This window comes from Sphingomonas sp. CFBP 13706 (genome assembly GCF_014842355.1).
GTDB lineage: Bacteria > Pseudomonadota > Alphaproteobacteria > Sphingomonadales > Sphingomonadaceae > Sphingomonas > Sphingomonas aerolata.
Genome location: NZ_JACYVM010000001.1, coordinates 724,393 through 747,710 on the forward strand (window position 1 = coordinate 724,393; position 23,318 = coordinate 747,710).

General features: G+C 67.5%; 17 protein-coding genes. 11 read left to right on the top strand and 6 right to left on the bottom strand.

The window, feature by feature from the left end; genetic code table 11:
- Together araD1 and IFS44_RS03150 are read right to left on the bottom strand one after the other, a co-directional pair.
- On the bottom strand, nucleotides 1-993 hold the full coding sequence (araD1, locus tag IFS44_RS03145; protein ID WP_192097444.1) for an AraD1 family protein: 993 nt from the start codon (nucleotides 991-993) through the stop codon (nucleotides 1-3).
- A 67-nt stretch (nucleotides 994-1,060) separates the two neighbouring features.
- Nucleotides 1,061-2,614, bottom strand: coding sequence for an aldehyde dehydrogenase (NADP(+)) (locus tag IFS44_RS03150; protein ID WP_192097445.1), 1,554 nt, complete (start codon nucleotides 2,612-2,614; stop codon nucleotides 1,061-1,063).
- A 111-nt stretch (nucleotides 2,615-2,725) separates the two neighbouring features.
- Between IFS44_RS03150 and IFS44_RS03155 the strand changes: the two genes are divergently transcribed.
- Nucleotides 2,726-3,487: a FadR/GntR family transcriptional regulator gene (locus IFS44_RS03155; RefSeq protein WP_056407587.1), complete on the top strand. Its 762-nt coding sequence runs from the start codon at nucleotides 2,726-2,728 to the stop codon at nucleotides 3,485-3,487.
- Nucleotides 3,488-3,512: 25 nt separating this feature from the next.
- Here the strand turns inward: IFS44_RS03155 and IFS44_RS03160 are convergent, their stop codons facing one another.
- Nucleotides 3,513-4,844: a sugar MFS transporter gene (locus tag IFS44_RS03160; RefSeq protein ID WP_192097446.1), complete on the bottom strand. Its 1,332-nt coding sequence runs from the start codon at nucleotides 4,842-4,844 to the stop codon at nucleotides 3,513-3,515.
- 135 nt (nucleotides 4,845-4,979) lie between these two features.
- On the opposite strand from IFS44_RS03160, the gene IFS44_RS03165 reads away from it, so the two are divergent.
- The 8 genes from IFS44_RS03165 (at nucleotide 4,980) to IFS44_RS03200 (ending at nucleotide 14,661) form a co-directional block, all read left to right on the top strand.
- A complete protein-coding gene (locus tag IFS44_RS03165; RefSeq protein WP_192097447.1) occupies nucleotides 4,980-6,125 on the top strand; it encodes an aldose epimerase family protein in 1,146 nt (381 codons plus the stop codon).
- 31 nt (nucleotides 6,126-6,156) lie between these two features.
- Complete coding sequence (locus IFS44_RS03170; RefSeq protein WP_056676310.1) at nucleotides 6,157-7,947, top strand: IlvD/Edd family dehydratase; 1,791 nt, start codon at nucleotides 6,157-6,159, stop codon at nucleotides 7,945-7,947.
- Nucleotides 7,948-8,060: 113 nt separating this feature from the next.
- A complete protein-coding gene (locus IFS44_RS03175; protein ID WP_107932957.1) occupies nucleotides 8,061-8,513 on the top strand; it encodes a MarR family winged helix-turn-helix transcriptional regulator in 453 nt (150 codons plus the stop codon).
- Nucleotides 8,510-10,564, top strand: coding sequence for an FUSC family protein (locus tag IFS44_RS03180; RefSeq protein WP_192097448.1), 2,055 nt, complete (start codon nucleotides 8,510-8,512; stop codon nucleotides 10,562-10,564). Before IFS44_RS03175 ends, IFS44_RS03180 begins: the two co-directional genes overlap by 4 nt.
- Nucleotides 10,561-10,767 (top strand): DUF1656 domain-containing protein, encoded by a 207-nt coding sequence (locus tag IFS44_RS03185; RefSeq protein ID WP_192097449.1) that lies wholly within the window; start codon nucleotides 10,561-10,563, stop codon nucleotides 10,765-10,767. The genes IFS44_RS03180 and IFS44_RS03185 overlap by 4 nt, the downstream gene beginning before the upstream one ends.
- The gene (locus IFS44_RS03190) at nucleotides 10,764-11,666 is read left to right on the top strand and encodes an efflux RND transporter periplasmic adaptor subunit (protein WP_192097450.1); all 903 of its coding nucleotides are present in this window, start codon (nucleotides 10,764-10,766) and stop codon (nucleotides 11,664-11,666) included. The genes IFS44_RS03185 and IFS44_RS03190 overlap by 4 nt, the downstream gene beginning before the upstream one ends.
- Complete coding sequence (locus IFS44_RS03195; RefSeq protein WP_342366312.1) at nucleotides 11,663-13,132, top strand: TolC family protein; 1,470 nt, start codon at nucleotides 11,663-11,665, stop codon at nucleotides 13,130-13,132. Before IFS44_RS03190 ends, IFS44_RS03195 begins: the two co-directional genes overlap by 4 nt.
- Nucleotides 13,129-14,661: a DHA2 family efflux MFS transporter permease subunit gene (locus IFS44_RS03200; protein ID WP_192097451.1), complete on the top strand. Its 1,533-nt coding sequence runs from the start codon at nucleotides 13,129-13,131 to the stop codon at nucleotides 14,659-14,661. The genes IFS44_RS03195 and IFS44_RS03200 overlap by 4 nt, the downstream gene beginning before the upstream one ends.
- Before the next feature lie 26 nt (nucleotides 14,662-14,687).
- Here the strand turns inward: IFS44_RS03200 and IFS44_RS03205 are convergent, their stop codons facing one another.
- The gene (locus tag IFS44_RS03205; protein WP_192097543.1) at nucleotides 14,688-15,578 is read right to left on the bottom strand and encodes a LysR family transcriptional regulator; all 891 of its coding nucleotides are present in this window, start codon (nucleotides 15,576-15,578) and stop codon (nucleotides 14,688-14,690) included.
- A 120-nt stretch (nucleotides 15,579-15,698) separates the two neighbouring features.
- Here IFS44_RS03205 and IFS44_RS03210 point away from each other — a divergent pair, with 120 nt between their 5' ends.
- Both IFS44_RS03210 and IFS44_RS03215 read left to right on the top strand, forming a co-directional pair.
- Nucleotides 15,699-16,733, top strand: a complete 1,035-nt coding sequence (locus tag IFS44_RS03210; RefSeq protein ID WP_192097452.1) for an aldo/keto reductase — start codon at nucleotides 15,699-15,701, stop codon at nucleotides 16,731-16,733.
- 27 nt (nucleotides 16,734-16,760) lie between these two features.
- Nucleotides 16,761-17,969, top strand: a complete 1,209-nt coding sequence (locus tag IFS44_RS03215) for an MFS transporter (RefSeq protein ID WP_192097453.1) — start codon at nucleotides 16,761-16,763, stop codon at nucleotides 17,967-17,969.
- Here the strand turns inward: IFS44_RS03215 and IFS44_RS03220 are convergent.
- Together IFS44_RS03220 and IFS44_RS03225 are read right to left on the bottom strand one after the other, a co-directional pair.
- Entirely contained in the window at nucleotides 17,923-20,232 is a 2,310-nt protein-coding gene (locus tag IFS44_RS03220; RefSeq protein ID WP_197977721.1) for a glycoside hydrolase family 3 C-terminal domain-containing protein, read from the bottom strand. The two genes, IFS44_RS03215 and IFS44_RS03220, sit on opposite strands and share 47 nt — an antisense overlap.
- Nucleotides 20,233-20,397: 165 nt before the next feature.
- Nucleotides 20,398-23,286 carry a glycoside hydrolase family 31 protein gene (locus tag IFS44_RS03225; protein WP_192097455.1) on the bottom strand — a complete coding sequence of 963 codons (2,889 nt, stop codon included), beginning with the start codon at nucleotides 23,284-23,286 and terminating at the stop codon, nucleotides 20,398-20,400.
- Nucleotides 23,287-23,318: the final 32 nt, after the last annotated feature.

Genomic DNA, 23,318 nt, shown 5'->3' on the forward strand with positions numbered 1-23,318 from the left:
TCAGAGCGCCTTTACCGAGACCAACCGCGGCGCGGCCCTGGTCAGCGTGTTGCGCAGCGGCAGCGTGAAGGGCGCGGCCTCGATCTCGAACACGTCGCCTTCGCGCGTCGTCACGCCCTCGGCGAACGACAGCGTCGCGGTCCCGAAGAAATGGACATGAATGTCGCCCGGGCGGCGGAACAGATCATATTTGAAATGATGCGCCTCGAGATTGGCGATGCTGTGCGACATGTTCGCCTCGCCCGACAGGAACGGCTTCTCCCACAGGACGGCGCCGTCGCGGTGGATCCGGCTCATCCCCTCGACATGCTCGGGCGGCGTGCCGACGAGCAGCTCCGGGCCGAGCGACGCCTGGCGCAGCTTGGAATGCGCGAGCCACAGATAATTGTGCCGCTCGGTCACGTGATCGCTGAACTCGTTGGCCAGACACAGGCCGAGCCGGAACGGCGTGCCGTCAGCCCCGATCAGGTAGATCCCGGCAAGCTCGGGCTCCTCGCCGCCATCTTCGGCAAAATCAGGCATCTCGAGCGCGGCGCCCGGCGCGACGAGCCCCGAACCGTCACCCTTGTAGAACCATTCGGGCTGCTGACCGCGCTCCCCCGGCCCCGGCTTGCCGCGCTCGACCCCTTCCAGGAACATCCGCATCGAATCGGTCTGCTTTTCCGCATCCGCCGCGGCACGGTGCATTTTGTCGCGTCCCTCGGCCGAGCCGAGATGCGTCAGCCCGGTACCCGTCATGACGACATGCGCCGGGTCGACATGATCGATCGGCGACATCAGCCGACCGGCAGCCAGTTCGGCCGCGATGTCGACATTGGTCCCCGTACCGCAGGCCGCGACCGTCGCGGCAAGATCGAGACCCTCCGCGATCGCCCGTTCGGCGAGCGCGCGAACGCTGTCCATGCCGGGAACGAACGCCGCCCCGGCGCTGGTGGCCGCGATCACCGATCGCGTGCCGTCGACGCCAACATGCTGCAACAGGCGCAAGCTCATCATCCTCTCCTTTCCGGGTGCCGCTGTTACGGTTCGCCCGGACGTCATCATGCAGGGAATTGGCGGGTCAGCCGGCGACGACGCCGTCCATCAGCCGCGGCGCGTCCGTGTCGTCACGCACGCAGGCGGGCAGCAATTCCGGCAGCAGGTTCTGGTAGGATACAGGCCGCAGGAAGCGGTCGATCGCCAAGCTGCCGACCGAGGTCGTGCGACCGTCCGACGTCGCCGGGAACGGTCCGCCATGGACCATCGCATGCGCGACCTCGACGCCCGTCGGCCAGCCATTGGCCAGGATCCGCCCCGCTTTGCGCTCGAGCAGCGGGATCAGGCGCGACGCCATCCCGGCATCGCCCGCGTCCATCTGGATCGTCGCGGTCAGCTGACCTTCCGCGGCGCGCAGCACGGCATGGAGCTCGTTCTCGTCTGCGCAGCGGACCAGCAGCGACGACGCCCCGAACACCTCATGCCCCAGCGCCGCGTCGCTCAGAAACTGTGCAGCGGTGGTTTCGAAGAACGCCGCCTGCCCCTGTGCGACACCTTCGCCGACCTTGCCCTGTGCGATCGTCTTGACCGCGTCATGGCCCGCGAGCGCCTCGACGCCCTTCTGGTACGCAGCGTGGATGCCGCCGGTGAGCATGGTCGCCGCCGGTGCGTCGGGAAGCGCGGTGGCCGCCGCGGCGACAAACGCATCGAGCCCGTCACCCTCGATCGCGAGGACGAGGCCGGGATTGGTGCAGAACTGCCCCGCGCCCATCGTCAGCGACCCGACGAACGCCGTACCCAGCGCCGCGCCGCGCGCTTTCAGCGCCTCGGGCAGCAGCACGACGGGATTGATGCTCGACATCTCGGCATAGACCGGGATCGGCACGTCGCGCGCCTGCACCAGCTTGACGAGTGCCAGGCCGCCAGCGCGCGACCCGGTGAAGCCGACCGCAGCGATCCGCGGATCCTGGACCAGCGTGCTGCCCAGATCATTGCCGGGGCCGACCAGATGCGAGAACACACCCTTTGGCAGGCCGCAGGCAGCAACCGCCGCCGCGATCGCGCCAGCGACCATCGCGCCGGTCGCGGGATGCGCCGGATGGCCCTTGACGACGACTGGGCAGCCCGCAGCGAGCGCGGAGGCGGTATCACCACCTGCGGTCGAGAAGGCGAGCGGGAAATTGCTCGCGCCGAACACCGCGACCGGGCCGAGCGGGATCATCCGCAGGCGCAGGTCGGGACGCGGCAAGGGTGCGCGGTCGGGCAGCGCCGGGTCGATCCGGACACCCATCCAGCCGCCGCGGCGCACGACGCCGGCAAACAGCTTCAGCTGGCCGACGGTACGACCCCGCTCGCCCTCGAGCCGCGCGCGCGGCAGGCCGCTCTCGCGCATCGCGGTGACGATCAGCGTGTCACCAAGCGCGACGATCTCTTCGCCGATCCGTTCGAGAAAGTCCGCGCGAGCTGCATTGTCGGTCGCGCGATACGAATCGAAAGCCGCGTCGGCGGCAGCACAGGCCGTCGCAACGTCATCAGCGCCGTGGACCGCAAAGGCCTCGCCGGTCGCGAGCCCCGTCGCCGCGTCGATCGAACGGAACGCGTCGTTGCCGGCCGTCTTGGCCGTCTGGATATCAGTCATGGATAGTAGCTCCCTTATACTCAGACTTATGCGCAATGGCCCAATTTAGCAATCTTTTGGCGTTCCTTGATGGCACGCGGACTGTTACGCCGTGATGATGGAGCAGGCGCTATGACGATCAACGACGACGATCCACAGGAGATTGTGACCGACGCCGGAACAGCACGCAGCCCCCGGGGGACCGGCCGCCGCCTGCACGGCGCGGTGGCGCACAAGCTGGGCACCGCGATCCTGTCGGGCGAATATGCGCCCGGCGACACGCTGGCCGGGGAAGTCGATTTCTCCAAGACGCTCGACGTGTCGCGAAGCGCGTACCGGGAGGCCGTCCAGGTGCTGACCGCCAAGGGGCTGGTCGAGAGCCGGCCCAAGATCGGCACGCGCGTCCTGCCCCGCAGCCGATGGAATCTGCTCGATCCCGACGTGCTCGCCTGGGCATTCGCGGCCGAGCCCGACATCATGTTCGTGCGCGACCTGTTCGAACTGCGCGCGATCGTCGAACCGGCCGCCGCCGCGCTCGCGGCCGAGCGCCGCGACCGCGCCGATCTGAAGATCATGAAGGACGCGCTCACCGCGATGCGTCGCCACACGCTCGCGACCGAGGCGGGCCGCGCGGCGGATCGCGAATTCCACGACGCCGTGCTGACCGCGACGCGGAACGATGCGCTGATCGTGCTGAGCGCCAGCATCGGCGCGGCGGTCAACTGGACCACCCAGTACAAGCAACGCGCCCGCGCGCTGCCCCGCAACCCGATCCCCGATCATGTGCTCGTCTATGACGCGATCGCGGCTGGCGATGCCGCGGCGGCAAGTGCCGCGATGCGCACGCTGGTCGACCTGGCACTGGAAGATACGAAGGCGGCGATGCAGCGCTGAACGCGCCGCACCGCCGCCATCCGGATCATCCAACCGCGACCGGCTCGGGCAGCGCATGCGTCACGCGCGATCCCCAGAGCGCGTAGAACAGGATGTAGAGTTCACACGCCGCGGTCAGCAGGAACGAGATCTGCAGGCCATAACGGTCCGCAAGCCAGCCCTGCACGATCACCAGCGCACCACCCGCGATCGCCATGATCAGCAGCCCCGATCCCTCTTCCGTCAGCGGTCCGAGCCCCCGGATGCCGAGCGTGAAGATCGTCGGGAACATGATCGAATGGAACAGCCCGACCGAGATCAGCGCCCACATCGCGACGTGCCCGGTGGTGAAGGTGGCGACCAGCATCACGACGAACGCGCCGATGCTGGCCAGCGCCAGGACGTGCTCCGCCGGAACGCTGCGCATGATGACGCTGCCGACAAGCCGTCCGACCATCATTCCGCCCCACAGGATGAACAGATAATGCGAGGCCTGCTCGTGCGTCAGATTGCCGATCTGCGGCTGGCTGACGAAGTTGATGAACAGGTTGGCGACGCCGATCTCGGCGATCAGATAGATGAAGATTGCCGGGATGCCGAGGACGAGGTTGCGATGCGACCAGAGCGACAGCCCCTTGCGATCGGCCTTTGCCGAACGCTGCGTCGCCGCCCCCATCGCCGGCAACGGGAAGCGTGCGATGACGACCGCGAGCACGACCAGCACGCCCGCGACGATGAGATAGGGCAGCACGACAGACTGCGCGTCTGCAAGCCGCTCGGCGGGGGTCAGTACCGCGGTGGATCCGGCGACCGCCGTACCCGAGGTCGAGCGGCCGAGGATCAGATAGCCGCCGAACAAGGGCGCGAGCGTCGCGCCGGCCGAATTGAACGCCTGGACCAGGTTCAGCCGCGACGACGCGGTCTCGGGCGGGCCAACGACCGCGACATAGGGGTTCGCCGCGACCTGAAGCAGCGTGATGCCGCTGGCGATCACGAACAAGGCGAACAGCGTCACGCCATAAGACGGCAGCCGCGCGGCGGGCACCATCATCAGCGCACCGGCGGCCATCATGGCGAGCCCGAACACCATCGCGCGCTGATAGCCGACACGCTCGATCAGCTTGGCGGACGGGATGGACGCGAAGAAATAGGCGATGAACCAGACGCTCTCGATCAGCGTGGTCTGTGTGTAGCTGAGGTCGAACACGCTGCGCAGATGCGGCAGCAGCGTATTGTTGATGACCGTGATGAAGCCCCACATGAAGAACAGGCTGGCCAGCAAGGTCAGCGCGGATTGGTAGCTTGGCCCCTCCGCGCTGCCCCCTGCCCCCGGTGCAGCGCCTGCGATCGTCCCGTGCGTCTGTATCGGCATCGCCATAGTCGTCATCCTCCGTGCCACGTCTGCGACTGAACATCAGTCTTTTCCCGCATGGCTTGCTCAGAAATATATTGTCCGACTATATACCCCCATAAGGCGCGTCAACGGCGTCAGAGGATCAGGATAGGAACCGGAATGAGCGGAATCGGAAAAACGGGGATCATCTTGGCAACTCTCTTAGCCGCTCTGGCAGCGCCAGCGGCGAACGCGGCCGATGCCAGGCGCACCCCCGCGGGTACGCTGCGCGACGGCACGGCGATCGAGGCGATCACGCTCAGCAACGCGCACGGCGTCTCCGCGCGCATCCTGTCCTATGGCGCGACGCTGCAATCGCTGATGGCGCCCGACCGGGCCGGCAAGGTCGCCGACGTCGTGCTCGGCTATGACGACCTCGCCTCCTATGTCGACCATCCCAATTTCTTCGGCGTGACGGTCGGGCGCTTCGCCAACCGCATCGCCGGCGGCCGCTTCACGCTCGACGGCAACGCCTATCAGCTGCCGCTCAACGACAAGGTCAATTCGCTGCACGGCGGCGGCAAGGGTTTTGACAAGGTCGCGTGGAAAGTCCTGTCGATCAAAGACGGCCCGACCGCGACGCTCGTGCTCGGCCACCGCAGCGCGGATGGCGAGTCCGGCTATCCGGGCAACCTCGACGTCACGGTCACCTACACGCTCGACGAAGCGGGCAATCTCGGCATCGCCTATGATGCCAGGACCGACAAGCCGACGATCGTGAACATGACCAATCACGCGATCTTCGATCTTGGTGGCGAGGGATCGGCGATGGGCGCGAACGGCCACCGACTGACGATCCCCGCCAAGGCGATCACGCCGGTCGACGACAAGCTGATCCCGACCGGTGTGTTGCAGCCCGTCCAGGGGACCGTATTCGACTTCCGCAACGGCCGGATCGTCGGCGAAGGGCTTCGCGACGGCCGTGACCAGCAGATCTGCTACGGCCATGGCTACGACCACAACTTCGCGCTCGACAAGGGCGTCACCGCCAAGCCCGAGCTGGCCGCGCGGCTTGAGGATCCTGCATCGGGACGCGTGCTCGAAGTCCTGTCGACCGAGCCCGGCGTGCAATTCTACACCGGCAATTTTCTTGACGGGACGTTCATCGGCAAGCACGGCCATCTCTACCGGATGGGTGACGGTATCGCGCTGGAACCGCAAAAATTTCCGGACGCACCGAACAAGCCGAATTTCGTCTCCGCGCGCGTCGATCCGGGCAAGCCCTATCATCACGCCATGATCTACCGCGTCTCCGTCGCTCGCTGATATTCGACCTGCTTACCCCAGAAAGCCTCTCATGACCGACTTGCCCAAACTCCGCAGCCGCGCGTGGTTCGACAATCCCGAGAATATCGACATGACCGCGCTCTATCTGGAGCGCTATCTGAACTTCGGATTGAGCCTTGAGGAACTGCGCTCGGGCAAGCCGATCATCGGCATCGCGCAGACCGGCAGCGACCTCAGCCCCTGCAACCGCCATCATCTCGTGCTCGCCGAACGGCTGCGCGAAGGCATTCGCGAGGCGGGCGGCATCGCGCTCGAATTCCCGGTCCACCCGATCCAGGAGACCGGAAAGCGCCCGACCGCCGGGCTCGACCGCAACCTCGCCTATCTGGCGCTGGTCGAGGTGCTCTACGGCTATCCGCTCGACGGCGTCGTGCTGACGATCGGATGCGACAAGACCACACCCGCCTGCCTGATGGCTGCCGCGACCGTGAACATTCCCGCCATCGCGCTGTCGGTCGGGCCGATGCTCAACGGCTGGCACAAGGGTGAGCGGACCGGCTCGGGCACGATCGTGTGGAAGGCGCGCGAGCTGCTCGCGACCGGCGCGATCGACGATGAAGGCTTCATCAAGCTCGTCGCCTCGTCGGCGCCCTCGACCGGCTATTGCAACACGATGGGCACCGCGACGACGATGAACAGCTTGGCCGAGGCGCTCGGCATGCAGCTGCCCGGCTCGGCCGCGATCCCCGCGCCGTATCGCGACCGCCAGGAGGTCGCGTACAAGACCGGCAAGCGCATCGTCGACATGGTCGCCGAGGATCTGAAGCCCAGCGACATCCTAACCAGGGAGGCGTTCCACAACGCGATCGTCGTCAATTCGGCGATCGGCGGATCGACCAACGCGCCGATCCACCTCGCCGCGATCGCGCGCCATATCGGCGTCGACCTGCCGATCGACGACTGGCAGACGCACGGTCACAAGGTCCCGCTGATGGTCAACCTTCAGCCCGCCGGGGAGTATCTCGGCGAGGATTATTACCATGCCGGAGGCGTGCCAGCCGTCGTAGCCGAGCTGATGAAGCAGGGGCTGATTCACGAAGACGCGATGACCGCCAACGGCAAGAGCATCGGCGACAATTGCCGCACCGCGACGATCGAGGACGAGCGCGTCATCCGCCCGTTCGCGACGCCGCTGCTGGAGGATGCCGGCTTCATCGTGCTCCGCGGCAATTTGTTCGACAGCGCGATCATGAAGACGAGCGTCATCTCGCCGGAATTCCGCGAACGCTATCTCAGCAATCCGGACGATCCCGAGGCGTTCGAAGGCCCCGCGGTCGTGTTCGACGGCCCCGAGGACTATCATCACCGGATTGACGATCCGTCGCTCGGCATCACCACCGATACGCTGCTCTTCATGCGCGGTGCCGGCCCGATCGGCTATCCGGGTGCCGCCGAAGTCGTCAACATGCGTCCGCCCGCCTATCTGATCCGCGAGGGCGTCCACGCGCTTCCCTGCATCGGCGACGGTCGCCAATCGGGCACGTCAGGCTCGCCCTCGATCCTCAACGCCAGCCCCGAGGCGGCGGCAATGGGCGGCCTCGCGCTGATCCGCACCGGCGACCGTGTTCGCATCGATCTCGGCAAGGGCAGCGCCGATGTCCTGATCTCCGATGAGGAACTGGCCGAGCGGCGCCGCACGCTGACTGCGGCGGGCGGCTATGCCTTCCCGCGCTCGCAGACGCCGTGGCAGGAAATCCAGCGCGCCACCGTCGGCCAGATGGAAACCGGCGCCATCCTCGAAGGTGCGGAGAAATACCAGCGCATCGCCCAGACGATGGGCCTGCCGCGCGACAACCACTAGGTCTGAGCCGCCGGGTCGCGCACGCCGCGCGGCCCGGCGGGCGCGAACAAATTCCTCGCATGGCTCGCTATTTTGCATTGCAGCATGAGCTGACATGATTACTTAGCACGCTAATGACCTCCCCCCGCGCCGTGCTTGAATCATCCTACGCCCGAACCCTCCTGCCGCTCGCGCGCAGCTGGCGGCAGGCGGCCGACCATGCGCTCCGTGACATGGGGGTGTCGGCATCGACCGGCTGGGCGCTTGTTCAGGTCGGGCGGCTGGGTGACGACGTGCGGCAGATCGATCTCGCCTGTGAACTCGACGTGACACAGGCATCGCTGGTGCGCTCGATCGACCAGATGACCGCCGCCGGGCTTGTCGAGCGCCACCGCGATCCCGCCGATGCGCGGGTCAGCCGGATCCGCCTGACGCCACACGGGCGGCGGCTCGTCACCACGATCGAGGCGAAGTTCGCGACGCTGCGCCATGCGATGCTCGAGGGCGTGCCGGACGACGATCTGGCCACCGCGCTCCGTGTTGCGGAACGGCTCGGCGCGCGGTTTGTGGCAGATCGCGGACGATGACGCTGTCGCGTTTCGGGGGGAAGGAGGCGCTCTTCTCGGTCAAATGCTTCGTCGCCGCGATCCTCGCTTATTACATCGCGCTGCGGATCGGTCTGACGCGGCCCTATTGGGCGGTGACGACGTCCTATATCGTCGCGCAGCCACTGGCCGGCGCGGTGTTGTCGAAGGCGGTGTTCCGGGTCGCGGGGACCGTGCTTGGCGCGATTGCCGCGGTCGTGCTCGTGCCGAACCTCGTCAACGCGCCCGAACTCCTGTCGCTCGGCCTCGCGCTGTGGCTCGGGCTGTGCCTCTACATCTCGCTGCTCGACCGGACGCCGCGGGCCTATGTGTTCCTGCTCGCGGGCTATACCGCCAGCATCATCGGTTTTCCGTCGGTTGCGGCGCCGGGCGCGGTCTTCACCATCGCTGCGCTGCGGGTGCAGGAGATCACGATCGGCATCCTGTGCGGCAGTCTGATCCACGGCTTCGTCTTCCCGCAGACCGTCACCGCCGTGCTGCTCGGCCGGATCGACGCGATCCTCGCCGACGCGGAACGCTGGTCGCGCGATTCGCTTGCGGGGGAAAGCGATGCCGCGCTCGACCGCGACCGGCGGCGGCTGGCACTGGACATCAACGAGCTGCACCAGCTTTCCATCCATCTGCCGTTCGACACCGCACGGCTGCTCCCGCGCGTCCGGACGTTGCGCGCACTCCAGGCGGAACTGTCGATGCTGTTGCCGCTGGCGAGCGCGATCGACGACCGGATAGTCGAGCTCAAGCGGGGCGCCGACAGGCCGCGGCCCGAGGCGCTCGCGCTGATCGAGGACGTTCGCGAATGGCTGCGCGATCCCTCTTCGGCATCGGAGCGCGGCGCGCACGCCGATGAACTGATCGCCCGGGCCCGCGCGCTCGAACCCGCGCCCGGCAGCGCGCTGATCTGGCGTGACGCGTTGCGGCTGAGCCTGGTGGCGCGGCTCGGGGAACTGGTCGACGCGCATCGCAACGTGCGCGACCTGCGCGATCAGATGCGATCGCCGTCGCGCGCGCCCGTCACCCCCGCAGTCGCGCGACTGCTCGCGCGCTCCGCCAGGCGACCGCTCCACCGCGATCGCGGCATCGCGCTGCGAGCGGCCGCCGGCACGGTGATGACGATCCTGCTGGGCTGCGCCTTCTGGATCGGGACCGCATGGACGGACGGTGCGGGCGCGGTGCTGATCGCGGGGGTGTGCTGCGCCTTGTTCGGCAACAGCGACAACCCGGCACCGGCGATCAAGGCGTTCTTCTATGGCACGATCCTCGGCCTGGTCGTGTCGGCCGTCTATGCGTTCGCGATCCTGCCACGCGTGACCGACTTCGTGACGCTCGCCGCGGTGCTCGCGCCGCCGATGCTGATCGGAGGAATGTTCCTCGCGCGGCCGGCAACCTTGCTCGTCACGCTCGGCGCGTTGCTTGGCGGACTTAACACGGTCGGGCTGAACGACCGGTTCGGCGGCGGCGTCGATCAGTTTATGAACGGCGCGATCGCGCAATTGATCGGGACGTTGTTCGCGGTCGTCACGGTCGGCCTGTTTCAGACGATCGGCGCGCAGACCAGCGCGCGGCGGTTGCTCCGCGCGGGCTGGCGCGAACTGGCGGCGCGTGCGGATTCGACCGGCCGGCCTGATACGGCCGGCTGGATCGCGCGGATGCTCGACCGGATCGGACTGCTCGCACCGCGGCTTGCACTGCAGGGCGAGGATCCCGGCAAGCCGCTGCTCGATGCGCTGACCGACCTGCGCGTTGGCGTGGCGGTCGGCGAACTCCGCCAGCTCCGCATCGACGGTCCGGTCGACGAGGCGGCGATGATCACGCCGGTGCTGCGCGGGGTCGGCACGCATTACCGCGCACTACGCCCCAACCAGCCGGCGCCCCCCGAACCCGATCTGCTCGCGGGGATCGACCGGGCGCTGGCCGGCTTCGCGTCGAGCATGCCCGAGAGACACCGCACGAGCGTGCTCGCGCTCACCTCGCTGCGCCGCAACCTCTTTCCCTCGGCCCCCGCCTATGCGGGCTCACCGGAGATGCCCGCATGACCGGCGAGATCTCGATCGGCGGTGTCTATCTGCCGACCCTCCTCCTGCTTGCGGTCGCCGCGGTCGTGCTCACGGGCGTCACCACCCGCCTGCTCGCCTTTGCCGGGGCCTATCGCGCGGTGACCTATCGTCCGCTGGTCGACCTGGCGCTGTTCATCCTCATCCTCGGGCTGCTTGCCCTGCTCACCGGACCCTCCGCATGACCTCGCCCCGTCTCAAGTCCCTGCTGGCCCCGCTCGGCCGTTCCGCCGTCACTCTGGTCATCGTCGCCCTCGCGGTGGTCGTCGCGCTGTGGCTGTGGAAGCGCTATGAGAGCGATCCGTGGACGCGCGACGGGCATATCCGCGCCGACATCGTTCGCGTCACGCCCGATGTCGCGGGTCTCGTCACGCGCGTCGCGGTGCAGGACAACCAGAGGGTCAAGCCCGGCGACGTGCTGTTCGTGGTCGATCGTCCGCGTTTCGAACTGACGCTTGCGCAATCTGACGCCTCGATCGCGAGCGCGCGCGCGACGCTGCTGCAGGCGCGGCGCGAGGCACAGCGCGACCTCGCACTGGGCGATCTGGTCGCCAAGGAAACGCACGAACAGAATGTCGCGCGCGTCGCCACCGCCTCGGCAACGCTCGCGCAGGCCCGGAGCGCGCGATCGACTGCGGCGCTGAACCTCGCGCGGACGACGGTGCGGGCGACCGTGCACGGCATCGTCACAAATCTCGATCTCCATCCCGGCGACTATATCGCGGCTGGCGCACAGGCGATGGCGCTGATCGACACGGACTCGCTTCGCGTCGAGGGATATTTCGAGGAAACCAAGCTCGGCAGCATCCATGTCGGCGACCCGGTGACCGTGCATCTGATGGGCGAAGCGCAGGCGCTGCACGGCCGCGTCGACAGTATCGCGGCGGGCATCAATGACAGCGAACGGACGAACACGACCAACCTGCTGCCCAATGTGAACCCGACGTTCAACTGGGTCCGCCTCGCACAGCGCATCCCGGTGCGCGTGAAGCTGATGCAGGTGCCGAAGGGTGTCCCGCTGATCGTCGGGCGTACGGCGACGGTGACGGTGGAGCCCAAACTTCAGTCGGGAGCGCCGGCGTGATGCGCACGCGTCTCTCGCAGATCGCCCCTTCTCCTGGACGGGGCGGGATCGCCGCCTCCCCCACCCGCCGGGGTCTTGCCGCGAGTATCCTCGCGCTCGGCCTCGCCGCCTGCGCCACCGCCGGCCCGGACTATGCGCGTCCCGATCGCGCCGTCGCCGCGATGCCAGCCGCGCAAGGCGCGTTCGACAGCGGTCACGAGGCCGCGTTCGTCGATGCCCCCCTCCCCGATCGCTGGTGGCAGCTCTATGGCGATCCCCGGCTCGACGCGTTCGTCGCGGAGGCGCTGGCTGCGAACACCGATCTGCGGGCGGCCGATGCCAATCTCCGCCGCGCCGACGCGGTCGTTGCGGAGATCGCCGCCGGGCGGACGCTGTCGACCACGATCGGCGGCGGTACGTCGATCGACCGGCCCTATGCGAGCCGCGGCAACCTGCCCGGAACGCTTGACGCCAATCTCGGCATCACCCTCGCCTATCCGCTCGACCTGTCGGGGCGCATCCGGCGCGCGATCGAAGCCGCGCAGGGCGATGCGCAGGCGGTCGCCGCGGCGCGCGACGACGTCCGCGTGACCGTCGCGGCCGAAACCGCGCGCAGCTATGCCGCGGTGTGCACGGCGAACATGGTGCTCGCCGCGAACAGCCGCGTCCTGGCCCTGCAGCGCCAGACGCTCGACGTCACGCGCCGCTTGCAGCGCGGCGGGCGCGGCACGGCGTTCGACGTCACGCGCGCAAGGACCGCGGTCGACCAGAGCGAGGCGTTGATCCCGTCACAGGTCGCGACGCGCACCGCCGCGCTCTACCGGCTGGCGACGCTGATGGGTCGCGCACCCGCCGCCTATCCGGCCGAGGTCGCGAGCTGCGCAAAGCCCCCCGCGCTGACCCGGCCGCTGCCGATCGGCGACGGCGCCGCGCTGATCCGCCGCCGGCCCGATATCCGTCAGGCCGAACGCGCACTGGCCGCAGCGACCGCGCGGATCGGCATCGCCACCGCCGACCTGTATCCGCAGGTCAGCCTGGGGGGATCCGCCGGGTTCACAGGGCCGGTCTCGACGCTCGGATCCACCAGCGCGTTCCACCTGGGGCTCGGCCCGCTCATCAGCTGGAGCTTCCCGAACCGCCCGGTCGTCCGTGCACGCATCGCGCAGGCCGGCGCTTCGGCGGATCAGGCGCTGGCGCAATTCGATTCGACGACGGTGGAGGCGTTGCGCGAGACCGAGACCGCGCTGTCCGCCTATGCGCGCGAAGGCGACCGCAACGCCGCGCTGTCGCGAGCGCAGGCGAGTGCCGCGACCGCCGCCGGCCAGGCGGGCACACTCTATCGCTTTGGCCGAACCGATTTCCTGTCGCTGCTGACCGCGCAGGCGGCCCTGACCACGGCCCAGGCCAACCTCGCCGCGTCCGACGCGTTGTTGATCGATCGTCAGGTCGACGTCTTCAGGGCGCTGGGCGGCGGGTGGCAGGCATGAGGCTTCGCCGGCGCGGGCTCGCCGCGATCAACAGCGAAGTCCGCGACGGCATCGTCCCGGCCGCGGACACTATCGCGCGGGTCCCGCGCGACGCCGGAGCGCCCCCGCACACGTCGAGCAACTACCGCGTCACCGCGCTGATCATTGCCTGCGCGCTGTTCATGGAGCAGATGGATTCCACCGTGCTCGCGACGGCGTTGCCGACCATGGCGCGCGATTTTGGCGTTCCCGCGACGAGCATGGGATCGGCACTCACCTCCTATCTGCTGGCGCTGGCGATCTTCATCCCGGCGAGCGGGCGGCTCGCCGACCGGTTCGGATCGCGCACCGTGTTCCGGGCCGCGATCCTGATCTTCGTCGGCGGTTCGATCCTGTGCGGTCAGGCGACCAGCCTGTCGTTCATGATGGGCGCGCGGTTCCTGCAGGGTCTGGGCGGCGCGATGATGATCCCGATCGGGCGTCTCGTCCTGCTTCGCAGCGTGGCCAAGGAGGACATGGTGCAGGCCATGTCGTGGCTGATCATGCCTGCGCTGATCGGTCCGATTCTCGGGCCACCGGTCGGGGGCGCGATCGTCACCTATCTGGACTGGCGCTGGATCTTCTACCTCAACATCCCGATCGGCATGCTCGGCGTGGTGCTTGTCACCCGCTATATCGGTGATGTGCGCGAGGATCGCCCGGCACGGTTCGACGTCCCCGGCTTCATCCTGTCAGGCGTGTCGCTCGGCTGCCTGTTGTTCGGGTTCGAGATGACCAGCCGCACGGGCGAATTAACGCAGGCCGTCGCGCTCATCGTGATCGGCCTGGTCGCGGGCGTCGCCTATATCCGCCACGCCAGACGCCGCAGCGATCCGATCCTCGACCTCTCGCTGATGCGGATCCCGACCTTCCGCCTGTCGGTGATCGGCGGATCGCTGACGCGGATCACGCAAGGCGCTCAGCCGTTCCTGTTGCCGATGATGCTCCAGCTCGGGTTCGGCATGACCGCGGCGGCGAGCGGCGCGATCACGATCGCCGGGGCGATCGGTTCGCTGATGATGAAGAGCCTTGCCCCCCGCGTGCTGCGACGGTTCGGATTCCGCAACAGCCTGATCGTCGGCGGCCTGTGTTCGAGCGGCGGCTATGCGGTGTGCGGGCTGTTCCGCCCCGACTGGCCCATCCCCGTCATCTTCGGCGTCCTGATGCTCTCCGGCTTCTTCATGTCGTTCCAGTTCTCCGCCTACAACACGATCGCATATGACGAGATTCCCTCGTCACGGATGAGCAGCGCGACCAGTTTCTACGCGACGTTCCAGCAACTCATGCTCTCGCTCGGCATCTGCGTCGGCGCGGCCGCGTTGCATGTCGGCATGCTCGGATCGGGCACGACACGCCCGGTGCTCGCCGATTTCACCCTCGCCTTCCTGGTCGTGACGGCGGTGTCGGCGGCCGCGACGATCTGGAACCGCCGCTTTGCCGTCGATGCCGGATCCGATCTCAGCGGTCACCGGCAGACGCCTGCGCGACCCGGGATGGCCGCGGACCAATAGCCTCTCCCGGCACACCGGCGCGACGATCACCCCCGGAGGCGTTCCGCGAGAAAGTCGACGAACACCCGCACGCGGGCCGGCGTGTTGGTGCCGCCGACGAACAGCGCGTGGATATGTTCGACGTCGCCCGGATTATACGCCTCGAAGAGCGGGACGAGACGGCCCGCGGCGATATCGTCGACGACGCTGAACGCACCGACGCGCGCGATCCCGACGCCCGCGGCGGCCAGCTGCCCCAATGTTTCGCCGTTATTGGCTTCGATATTGCCGGTCACGACGAGCGCCATGTCTACCCCATCGACAAGGAACGGCCAGACGGGTTCGACCCGCCGGAAGTTGAAGTTCAGGCAGTTGTGCCGGTGCAGCTCCTCGGGCCGGGTCGGGGTACCACGCCGCGCCAGATAGTCGGGTGCCGCGACGATTACCCGCCGGCTCTCGCCGAGTTTTCTGGCGGTCAACAGGCTGTCGACCAGCGGACCGAAGCGGATCGCGACGTCCGCCTGCCCCGCCGCAACGTCGACGATCGTGTCGGTCAACGCGATATCGACGAGGATATGCGGATAGGCCTCGGCAAATGCGCCGAGCAGCGGGACGACGCACAACCGCCCGTGCGACAGAGCGGCACTGATCCGCAGCCGTCCCCGGGGCGCGCCCTGATCGGCGATCTGCTGTTCGGCATCATCGAGGTCGGCGAGGATCCGACGCGCCGTCTGGAGATAGGCCTGCCCTTCGGCCGTCGGGGTCAGCGCACGGGTCGACCGCAGGAGCAGCCGGACGCCGAGCCGAGCCTCGATCCGGTCGATCGCCCGCGCCACCGCGGATGGCGTCAGTCCGAGCACGCGGCCGGCTCCAGAGAAGCTTCCCTCGCGCATGACCGCCGCGAAGATCTCAAGCGCGCGGGCCCGATCAGCCCCCATTCCCGTCTTTGCGTTCAAGTCAAAGGTCCTTCGTGGCGATACAGCCTAATCGGTCCGTACACTTCGCCCTATCTATGCGTCTAAATCGCAGCCGGGTACACCGCGATCGGGATCAAAATTATGGACTATCGCCAATTGGGATCGTCGGGCCTGCGGGTGCCGGCATTGAGCTTCGGAACTGGCACCTTTGGCGGAACGGGTCCGCTGTTCGGCGCATGGGGATGCAGCGACGCCGTCGAAGCCCGACGACTGGTTGACCTGTGCATCGATGCCGGGATCACCCTGTTCGACACCGCCGATGTCTATTCGCACGGCGCGTCCGAAACGGTGCTCGGCAGCGCGATCAAGGGGCGGCGTGATCACGTGCTGATCTCGACCAAGACCGGCCTGCCGATGGGGGACGGGCCGCAGGACTGGGGCACGTCGCGCGCCCGGCTGATCCGTGCGGTCGAGGAGTCGCTGCAACGCCTCGGCACCGACCATATCGACCTGTTGCAGCTTCACGCCTTCGACGCGTCGACCCCGACCGAGGAAGTGATGGCGACGCTCGACCAGCTGATCGCGGCGGGCAAGGTTCGTTATGCCGGGATATCCAATTATCCCGGGTGGCAGGTGATGAAGGCGCAGAACCTGGCCGACCGCCATGGCTGGTCCCGGCTCGTCGCGCACCAGGTCTATTATTCGCTCGTCGGTCGTGCGTACGAAGCAGACCTCATGCCGGTCGGCGCCGACCAGGGCATCGGCGCGCTCGTCTGGAGCCCGCTCGGCTGGGGCAGGCTGACCGGCAAGATCGGCCGGGATCGACCGGTGCCCGCTCGCAGCCGGCTTCACGACACGGAGCAATTCGCGCCGCCCGTCGACGCCGAACTGCTCTACCGCGTGGTCGATGCACTCGAGGTGATCGCGGACGAAACGGGCAAGACCGTGCCGCAGATCGCGATCAACTGGCTGCTCCGTCGGCCGACCGTCGCGTCGGTCATCATCGGCGCACGTACCGAGGCGCAGCTACGCGACAATATCGGTGCGGTCGGCTGGGCGTTGTCGGTCGAACAGGTCGCCGCGCTCGATGCCGCCAGCGCGGTTCTGCCGCCTTACCCGCACACCCCCTATCGTCAGCAGGAGGGTTTCGCCCGGCTGAACCCGGCGATGGTCTGACCCGCCCAAGTCATCAGGAATAGAGCGATGAAATTGAACCCCGGGCTTCTGGCCCTGTCCGTCGGCGCGTTCGGCATCGGCGTGACCGAATTCGCCCCCATGGGCCTGCTCCCCGTCATCGCCGGCGATCTTGGCGTTTCGATCCCGACAGCGGGCCTGCTCATCAGTGCCTATGCGCTCGGCGTGGTCATCGGCGCGCCGCTGATGACGCTGACGACCGGGCGCGTGCCGCGCCGGACGCTGCTGATCGTGCTCGCGGGCATCTTCACGATCGGCAACCTGCTCGCCGCGATGTCCACGGGGTACGGCATGCTGATGGCCGCGCGGATCCTGACGTCGTTCAACCACGGCGCGTTCTTTGGGGTCGGGGCGATCGTCGCCGCCAGCCTCGTCGCGCCCGAACGCCGGGCCGGCGCGGTCGCGGCGATGTTCATGGGGCTGACCATCGCCAATGTCGTCGGCGTTCCGCTCGCGACATGGGCGGGCGATCACCTCGGCTGGCGCGCGTCGTTCTGGGGTATTTCGGTGCTGGGCTTAGCGACGATGGCGGCGCTGCGGCTGACGCTTCCCGTGCTGCCCGCGCCGACAGGCACCGACCCGAAGGCGGAACTGCGCGTCCTCACGCGCGGGCCCGTGCTGGGTGCGCTCGGCCTGACGGTCGTCGGCGCCAGCGCGATGTTCACCGTCTTCACCTATATCACGCCGATCCTGCGCGAGGTGACGCAGGCGTCGCTCGGCTATGTCACCGCGATGCTGGTGACCTACGGCGTGGGGCTGACGGTCGGCAACTGGCTCGGCGGGCGGTTCGCCGATCGCTCGGTCGACCGGACGCTGATCGTGACGCTTGCGCTGCTGACCGCGATCCTGGTCGGCTTCGCCGTGCTGATGCCGTTCAAGGTGCCGACCGCGATCCTCATCTTCCTGTGGGGCGTCGCCAGCTTCGCGCTCGTCCCCCCGCTTCAGGTCCGCGTCATGCACGCCGCCGCCGACGCGCCGAACCTCGCTTCGGCGATGAACATCGGTGCGTTCAACCTGGGCAACGCGATCGGCGCGGCGGTTGGCGGCGGCGTCATCGCGACAGGCCTCGGCTATCCGATGATCGCGCTTGCGGGTGCCGGGGCGTCGGCACTGGGGCTGGTCGCGGTCCTGATCAGCGTCCGGCGCCGCGCGACAGCCCCCGCGCCGTCCGCTATTTCCCCCGGCTGTCGAGCGTCTGCGCCGGCAGATGCACGGTGACCGTCTGCGCGATGCTCGCCGCCGAGTCGGCCAGCATGACCTGATAGTCGCCCTCCGCGATCTTCCACGTCGCGGTCGCCGTGTCGAAGGTCGCGAGCAGGCGCGGGTCGATCATCGTCGCCACCGACTGGCTCGCCCCCGCTGCCAGATCGACCTTCTGGAACGCGCCGAGCCGTTTGGGCGCTTCCCAGCCCGGCGCCGCGACATAGACCTGCGCGACGGTCTTGCCCGCGACCGGCCCGGTATTGCGGACCGCGAACGTCGCGGCGATGCCCTTGCCCTTCGCTTCAGCCTTCAGACCGTCGAGCGCGAACCGGGTATAGGACAGGCCGTAGCCGAACGGGAACAGCGGCTTGCGGCCGGTCTTGTCGAACCACTTGTAGCCGATGGCGGCGCCTTCGATGTCGTAATTGCCCATCGGATGTGCGTCGCGGTCGAGCTTCGGGTCGCCTTCCAGCACCGGGCGCGGCAGCTGCGACAGCGATGCGGGGAAGGTCGCAGGAAGGTGACCTGACGGATTGACCTCGCCGGTGAGGATGCGCGCAATCGCCTCGCCGCCTGCCGTGCCCGGATACCAGGCCTCGATCACCGCGCCGACCTTCGACAGCCACGGCATGACGACCGGCCCGCCCGTCTCGAGCACCACGACGGTCTTGCGGTTGGCGCGGGCGACCGCGTCGATCAGGGCATTCTGCGCATCGGGCAACGCCAGATCGGGGACGTCGATCGACTCACCGGTCCACTGTTCGCCAAAGACTATCACGATATCGGCCTTGCGCGCCGCCGCTGCGGCCGCGCGCGGATCCTTGCCGTCGAGATAGGTGACGCGGGCACCGGTGCGGGCCTGCAGCGCGGTCATGGGCGACGATGCGTGATAGGTCTTGGGGCCGGGAAAGCCCTTGTTGAACTCGTCCGGCACGATCAGGCCGCTGGTCGGCGCGTTGGGCGAATAGACCTGTGACGATCCGCCGCCCGACAAAACGCCGACATCGGCATGCGCACCAATGAGCAGGATCGACTTCGCCGTTTTCGCCAGGGGCAGCAGATTAGCGTCGTTCTTCAGCAGGACGATACCCTCCTCGGCATCGCTGCGCGTGACCGCCGCGTGTGCGGCATAGTCGATCGTCGCCGCGCGATCGCCGCGGACCGGCGTGTCGAATGCGCCCACCGAGAACATCCCCCACAGCACGCGCCGGGCCATGTCATCGGCACGCGCCGTGCTGACATGGCCGTTATTGACCGCCTCGCGCAGCGCTTCGGAGAAATAGGGCGACCGGTCGAACGCCCAGCCCGACTGCTGGTCGAGCCCGGCATTGGCGGCTTCCGTCGTCGAATGGGCGGCCCCCCAGTCCGACATCACATAGCCCTTGAAGCCCCAGTCCTTCTTCAGCACCGTGTTCAGCAGCCAGTCGTTCTCGCATGCATAGTGACCGTTGACGCGGTTGTACGAGCACATCACCGAACCCGGCTGGCCGATCTCGTTGGCGATCTGGAACGCCAGCAGATCCGACTGGCGCGCCGCCTGTTCGCCGATGCGGTGATCGATCGTGAAGCGGTTGGTTTCCTGCCCGTTGAACGCGTAATGCTTCATCGTCGAGACGACGTGCTCGGACTGGATTCCCTTGATAGCATGCCCCGTCATGACGCCCGCGAGCAGCGGATCCTCGCCGCCATATTCGAAATTGCGGCCGTTACGGGGTTCGCGCAGCAGATTCATGCCGCCCGCCAGCTGCACGTTGAAGCCCGACAGGAACGCCTCGTTGCCGATCATCGCGCCACCGGCTTCGGCGAGCGCCGGGTTCCACGTCGCCGCCGTCAATATTCCCGATGGCAGCGACGTCCGCAGCCGCGGGGTGGCGCTGCGCTGGCTGGCGACACCGACGCCCGCATCCGTCTGCCACTGGCTCGGGATACCCAGCCGCGCGATGCCCGGAACGATCCCCGCGGATCCCGGCAAGCCGTCCTTCGGGAACTCCCAGTTCTTGGTCGGCGTCTTGAGCCAGGCGGCATCGGTCGAGAAATAGCCGAAGGTCAGCTGCAGCTTCTCGTCGAGCGTCATCTCCTTGAGGATGAGATCGGCGCGGGCGGACGGATCGAGGCTCGCATCCATCCACGGCCGCGCGACCGGCGCATCGGTCTTCGCCGCTGCAGCCGCGGGCGCGTTGTTCGTCGTTTGCGCCAGCGCGGGCGAAACCCCGATTACACCGACCAGCACCGCGCTGCGCAGCAAGACGTTCAGGAGCGATCGAGTACCGCGCGTCATCATCACATTTCTCTCTCTACATGCCGTCTCTAGACGGGCGGCGCATGCCGTCCCGCCTAGTCTCGTTTCGCCCGATCTAGCCCGGCATTCGTCGCGGCGTCCAGATGTCCGCCGCGACTGTTCAGCCCCGAAGGGATTTCGCGTCCGTGCCCCCTCGCGCGGCCATCAACGCGGGCGCTGCACCGTGATCGCCTTGCCCGCATAGGTCACCGTCGCATCGGCGGTATCGGCGTCGGTCACCGGCTTGCCGGGCGTGATCCAGCGCACATTGATCGTGCGGGACTCCGACATGCCCTTGAAGCCCTTGCCCTCGCGCGCACCGAGCGACAGCGTGCCGGTTGCATCGTCATACCGCATCGGAATGCGGGCAAACGCACCGCCGCGATATTGCTCGCTGCGACCGTCATCCTCGTACAGGCTGAACTGCCCGTTGGCGCCGGTATAGACGGTCACCGTCACGGGTGCGTCGGGCAGGTCATCGACATGCTGGCGGACAGGCCCCATCGGTACGATCGCCCCCGCCTTCACGAACAGCGGCATGCGTGTGTAGAGCGCGGGCGCGTCAATCGTCTGGCCGCCGCGATACGTCTGGCCGGACTGGAAATCATACCAAAGCGTCGCCGCGCCCGGCAGATAGACCGACCGCGACCGAGCCTTGTAGTCGGTGACCGGCGCGACCAGAAACGCATGGCCGAACATATACTGGTCGTTGATCCGGCGCGCCTTCACGTCGTCGGGATAATCCATCACCATGCCCCGCATGATGCTGCCGTCCTTGAACCACGTCTCCGCGGCGAGCGTGTAGATATAGGGCATCAGACGATAGCGCAGCTGATCATACCATAGCATCGACGCGCGCATCGGCGTGCCTTCGGGCGCGATCTCGTAGATCTCGCGGTACGGGCTCTCGCCATGGCTGCGGAACAACGGGCTGAACGCGCCGAACTGGAACCAGCGCAGGTTGAGCTCGCGCCATTCGTCGAGATCGGCAGGCTTGGGCGTCTTGCTCGCATAGCGATCCTCGAGCGCGAAGCCGCCGATATCGTGCGTCCAGTTGGGTATGCCCGACATCGACGCATTGACGCCCGCGGACACCTGCGCGCGCAGGTCATACCAGCGGCTGGCGACATCGCCCGACCAGATCGCGGCCCCCTCGCGCTGCAGTCCGCCAAAGCCCGAACGGGTCAGGATGAACGGCCGGACATCGGGCTTGTACTGGCGCCAGCCGTCATAGACCGCCCCGGCATGGACCAGCGAGAAGCTGTTGAAGAATTCCTCCGCCGGCCCGCGCGCGGTCGGCCCCATCGCGGCGATCCGCTCGGGGATCGACAGGTTCGAATGGATGTCCGGCTCCGACGCATCGAGCCACCAGGCGTCGACCCCGAACTTGGCGAGGCTGTCGCGCATCTGCCGCCAGAAGATCGTCCGTGCCTCGGGCGCATAGGGATCATAGTCGGTATTGGCATAGCCGGGCCCGACCCAGTCCTTGTTCGCCATCTTCAGATTGCCGTCATAGACGAAACCCTTAGCCGCCAGCTCCTTGTAATTGTCGGTGGTCGGGTAGAATTTCGGCCAGACGGAGATCATGAAGTTCGCGTTAAGAGCGTGGAGCTGGTCGACCATCTTCTGCGGCTCCGGAAAGCGCGTCTTGTCGAACTGGTGGCTGCCCCAGGCGTTTTCGGGCCAGTAGAACCAGTCCTGGACGATGTTGTCGAGCGGGATGCGGAGGTCGCGATACTTGCGGACCACGTCGACGACCTCGTCCTGCGTGTTGTAGCGCTGGCGCGACTGCCAGAAGCCATAGGCCCATTTGGGCATCATGACGGCCTTGCCGGTCAGCTTGCGATAGCCCGCAATCACATCGTCCATGTCGCTGCCGGGCACGTACCAGTAATTGACCGACCGTGCGACGTCGCTGGTGAACCATGCCGAGTGGCGGTCGGCCTGGGGCAGCGGATCATTGTGCAGCAGCGCGATGTATCCGGCGTTCGGATCCCATTCGATACGGATCTCCGCGGCCTTGCCCTTGGTCATCGGCAGGTCGAAATTGGCGTACCAGGGATTCCAGTTCTGCCGCCAGCGGTTGAGCACTTCGCGCCCGTCGACGAACACCTTGAAATAGCTCGAGCCATAGAGCTGGAATTTATGATCACCCGTCTGGTCGGGCGTCACGCGGCCGGTCCATACGACCCGCTGCGTCTGGGCCGCGTTGCCCGCCGTATTCTGGCCGCCGGTCGCCGCCACCGTGCGCGCCTTGGCCGCCTCGGGCCAGTTCGCTTGGTCCTTGATATACTGATAGTTGATCGTGGCTTCCTGGCGCGTGACCGCCAGCTTGCCGTCGAGATAATAGTTGGCGGTGAAGCCCGGCTTGCCGTTGCTCGTCACGCGCAGGCCCGTGTCGGTTCCCGCGCCGACCAGGTCATAGGGCTCGGGATTGCCGAACCGGGTGATCCCGTCATTGTCCCACAGGATGCCGTACTTGCCGGTCGAAACCAGGAAGGGGACGGCGATGTCCATGTTGTGCTGCGCGAGTTCGACGTCCTCGCCGTTATAATCCATCTGCGCATTCTGGTGCTGGCCAAGCCCGTAAAAGGCCTCGCTGGTGCCGCGGTTGAACTGCTGCGACGCCGTGACATATTGCCGTCCGTCGACCGTCTTCGGCAGGAAGCGGCGTGTATTGGCCTCGTCGAGCACCGTCTTGCCGGCAGCGTCGAGGAACCGGACATGCCCGGTCGCGAGGTCGACGTCCGCCGTATCCCGCGCCGTCTTGATGAGGACATGCCCTGCCCGCTCCGTCACCGTATACGCGCCCGCCTTTGGGGGGCTCGGCACCATCAGGCTCGTGGTGCGGGTCACGCCGATCGAACTCGTCGGGGCGGCGACGACGTGGATGATCCCGTCGCCGTGAACCGTGACCTCTACGCGCGCGGTCGCGCCACCTGCGGGGGTCACGGCGACGCCGCCGTCGATCTTCTCGTACCCGCCGGGTGCAGCGGCGTGCGCGGAGGCGATCGCGCCGCTCGCCAGCAACAGGGTCAGGAATGGCTTGGTCATCTTACTCTCCAACAGTGCCGACGCAGCCCGCG

Bases quoted from the DNA above. Each gene is read 5' to 3' on its own strand.
- IFS44_RS03170 (WP_056676310.1), top strand. From the start codon at position 6,157: ATGACCGACTTGCCCAAACTCCGCAGCCGCGCGTGGTTCGACAATCCC.
- IFS44_RS03200 (WP_192097451.1), top strand. From the start codon at position 13,129: ATGAGGCTTCGCCGGCGCGGGCTCGCCGCGATCAACAGCGAAGTCCGC.
- IFS44_RS03225 (WP_192097455.1), bottom strand. From the start codon at position 23,286: ATGACCAAGCCATTCCTGACCCTGTTGCTGGCGAGCGGCGCGATCGCC.
- IFS44_RS03180 (WP_192097448.1), top strand. From the start codon at position 8,510: ATGACGCTGTCGCGTTTCGGGGGGAAGGAGGCGCTCTTCTCGGTCAAA.
- IFS44_RS03210 (WP_192097452.1), top strand. From the start codon at position 15,699: ATGGACTATCGCCAATTGGGATCGTCGGGCCTGCGGGTGCCGGCATTG.
- IFS44_RS03215 (WP_192097453.1), top strand. From the start codon at position 16,761: ATGAAATTGAACCCCGGGCTTCTGGCCCTGTCCGTCGGCGCGTTCGGC.
- IFS44_RS03155 (WP_056407587.1), top strand. From the start codon at position 2,726: ATGACGATCAACGACGACGATCCACAGGAGATTGTGACCGACGCCGGA.
- IFS44_RS03220 (WP_197977721.1), bottom strand. From the start codon at position 20,232: ATGACGCGCGGTACTCGATCGCTCCTGAACGTCTTGCTGCGCAGCGCG.
- IFS44_RS03160 (WP_192097446.1), bottom strand. From the start codon at position 4,844: ATGGCGATGCCGATACAGACGCACGGGACGATCGCAGGCGCTGCACCG.
- IFS44_RS03190 (WP_192097450.1), top strand. From the start codon at position 10,764: ATGACCTCGCCCCGTCTCAAGTCCCTGCTGGCCCCGCTCGGCCGTTCC.
- araD1 (WP_192097444.1), bottom strand. From the start codon at position 993: ATGAGCTTGCGCCTGTTGCAGCATGTTGGCGTCGACGGCACGCGATCG.
- IFS44_RS03165 (WP_192097447.1), top strand. From the start codon at position 4,980: ATGAGCGGAATCGGAAAAACGGGGATCATCTTGGCAACTCTCTTAGCC.
- IFS44_RS03205 (WP_192097543.1), bottom strand. From the start codon at position 15,578: ATGGGGGCTGATCGGGCCCGCGCGCTTGAGATCTTCGCGGCGGTCATG.
- IFS44_RS03175 (WP_107932957.1), top strand. From the start codon at position 8,061: ATGACCTCCCCCCGCGCCGTGCTTGAATCATCCTACGCCCGAACCCTC.
- IFS44_RS03150 (WP_192097445.1), bottom strand. From the start codon at position 2,614: ATGACTGATATCCAGACGGCCAAGACGGCCGGCAACGACGCGTTCCGT.
- IFS44_RS03185 (WP_192097449.1), top strand. From the start codon at position 10,561: ATGACCGGCGAGATCTCGATCGGCGGTGTCTATCTGCCGACCCTCCTC.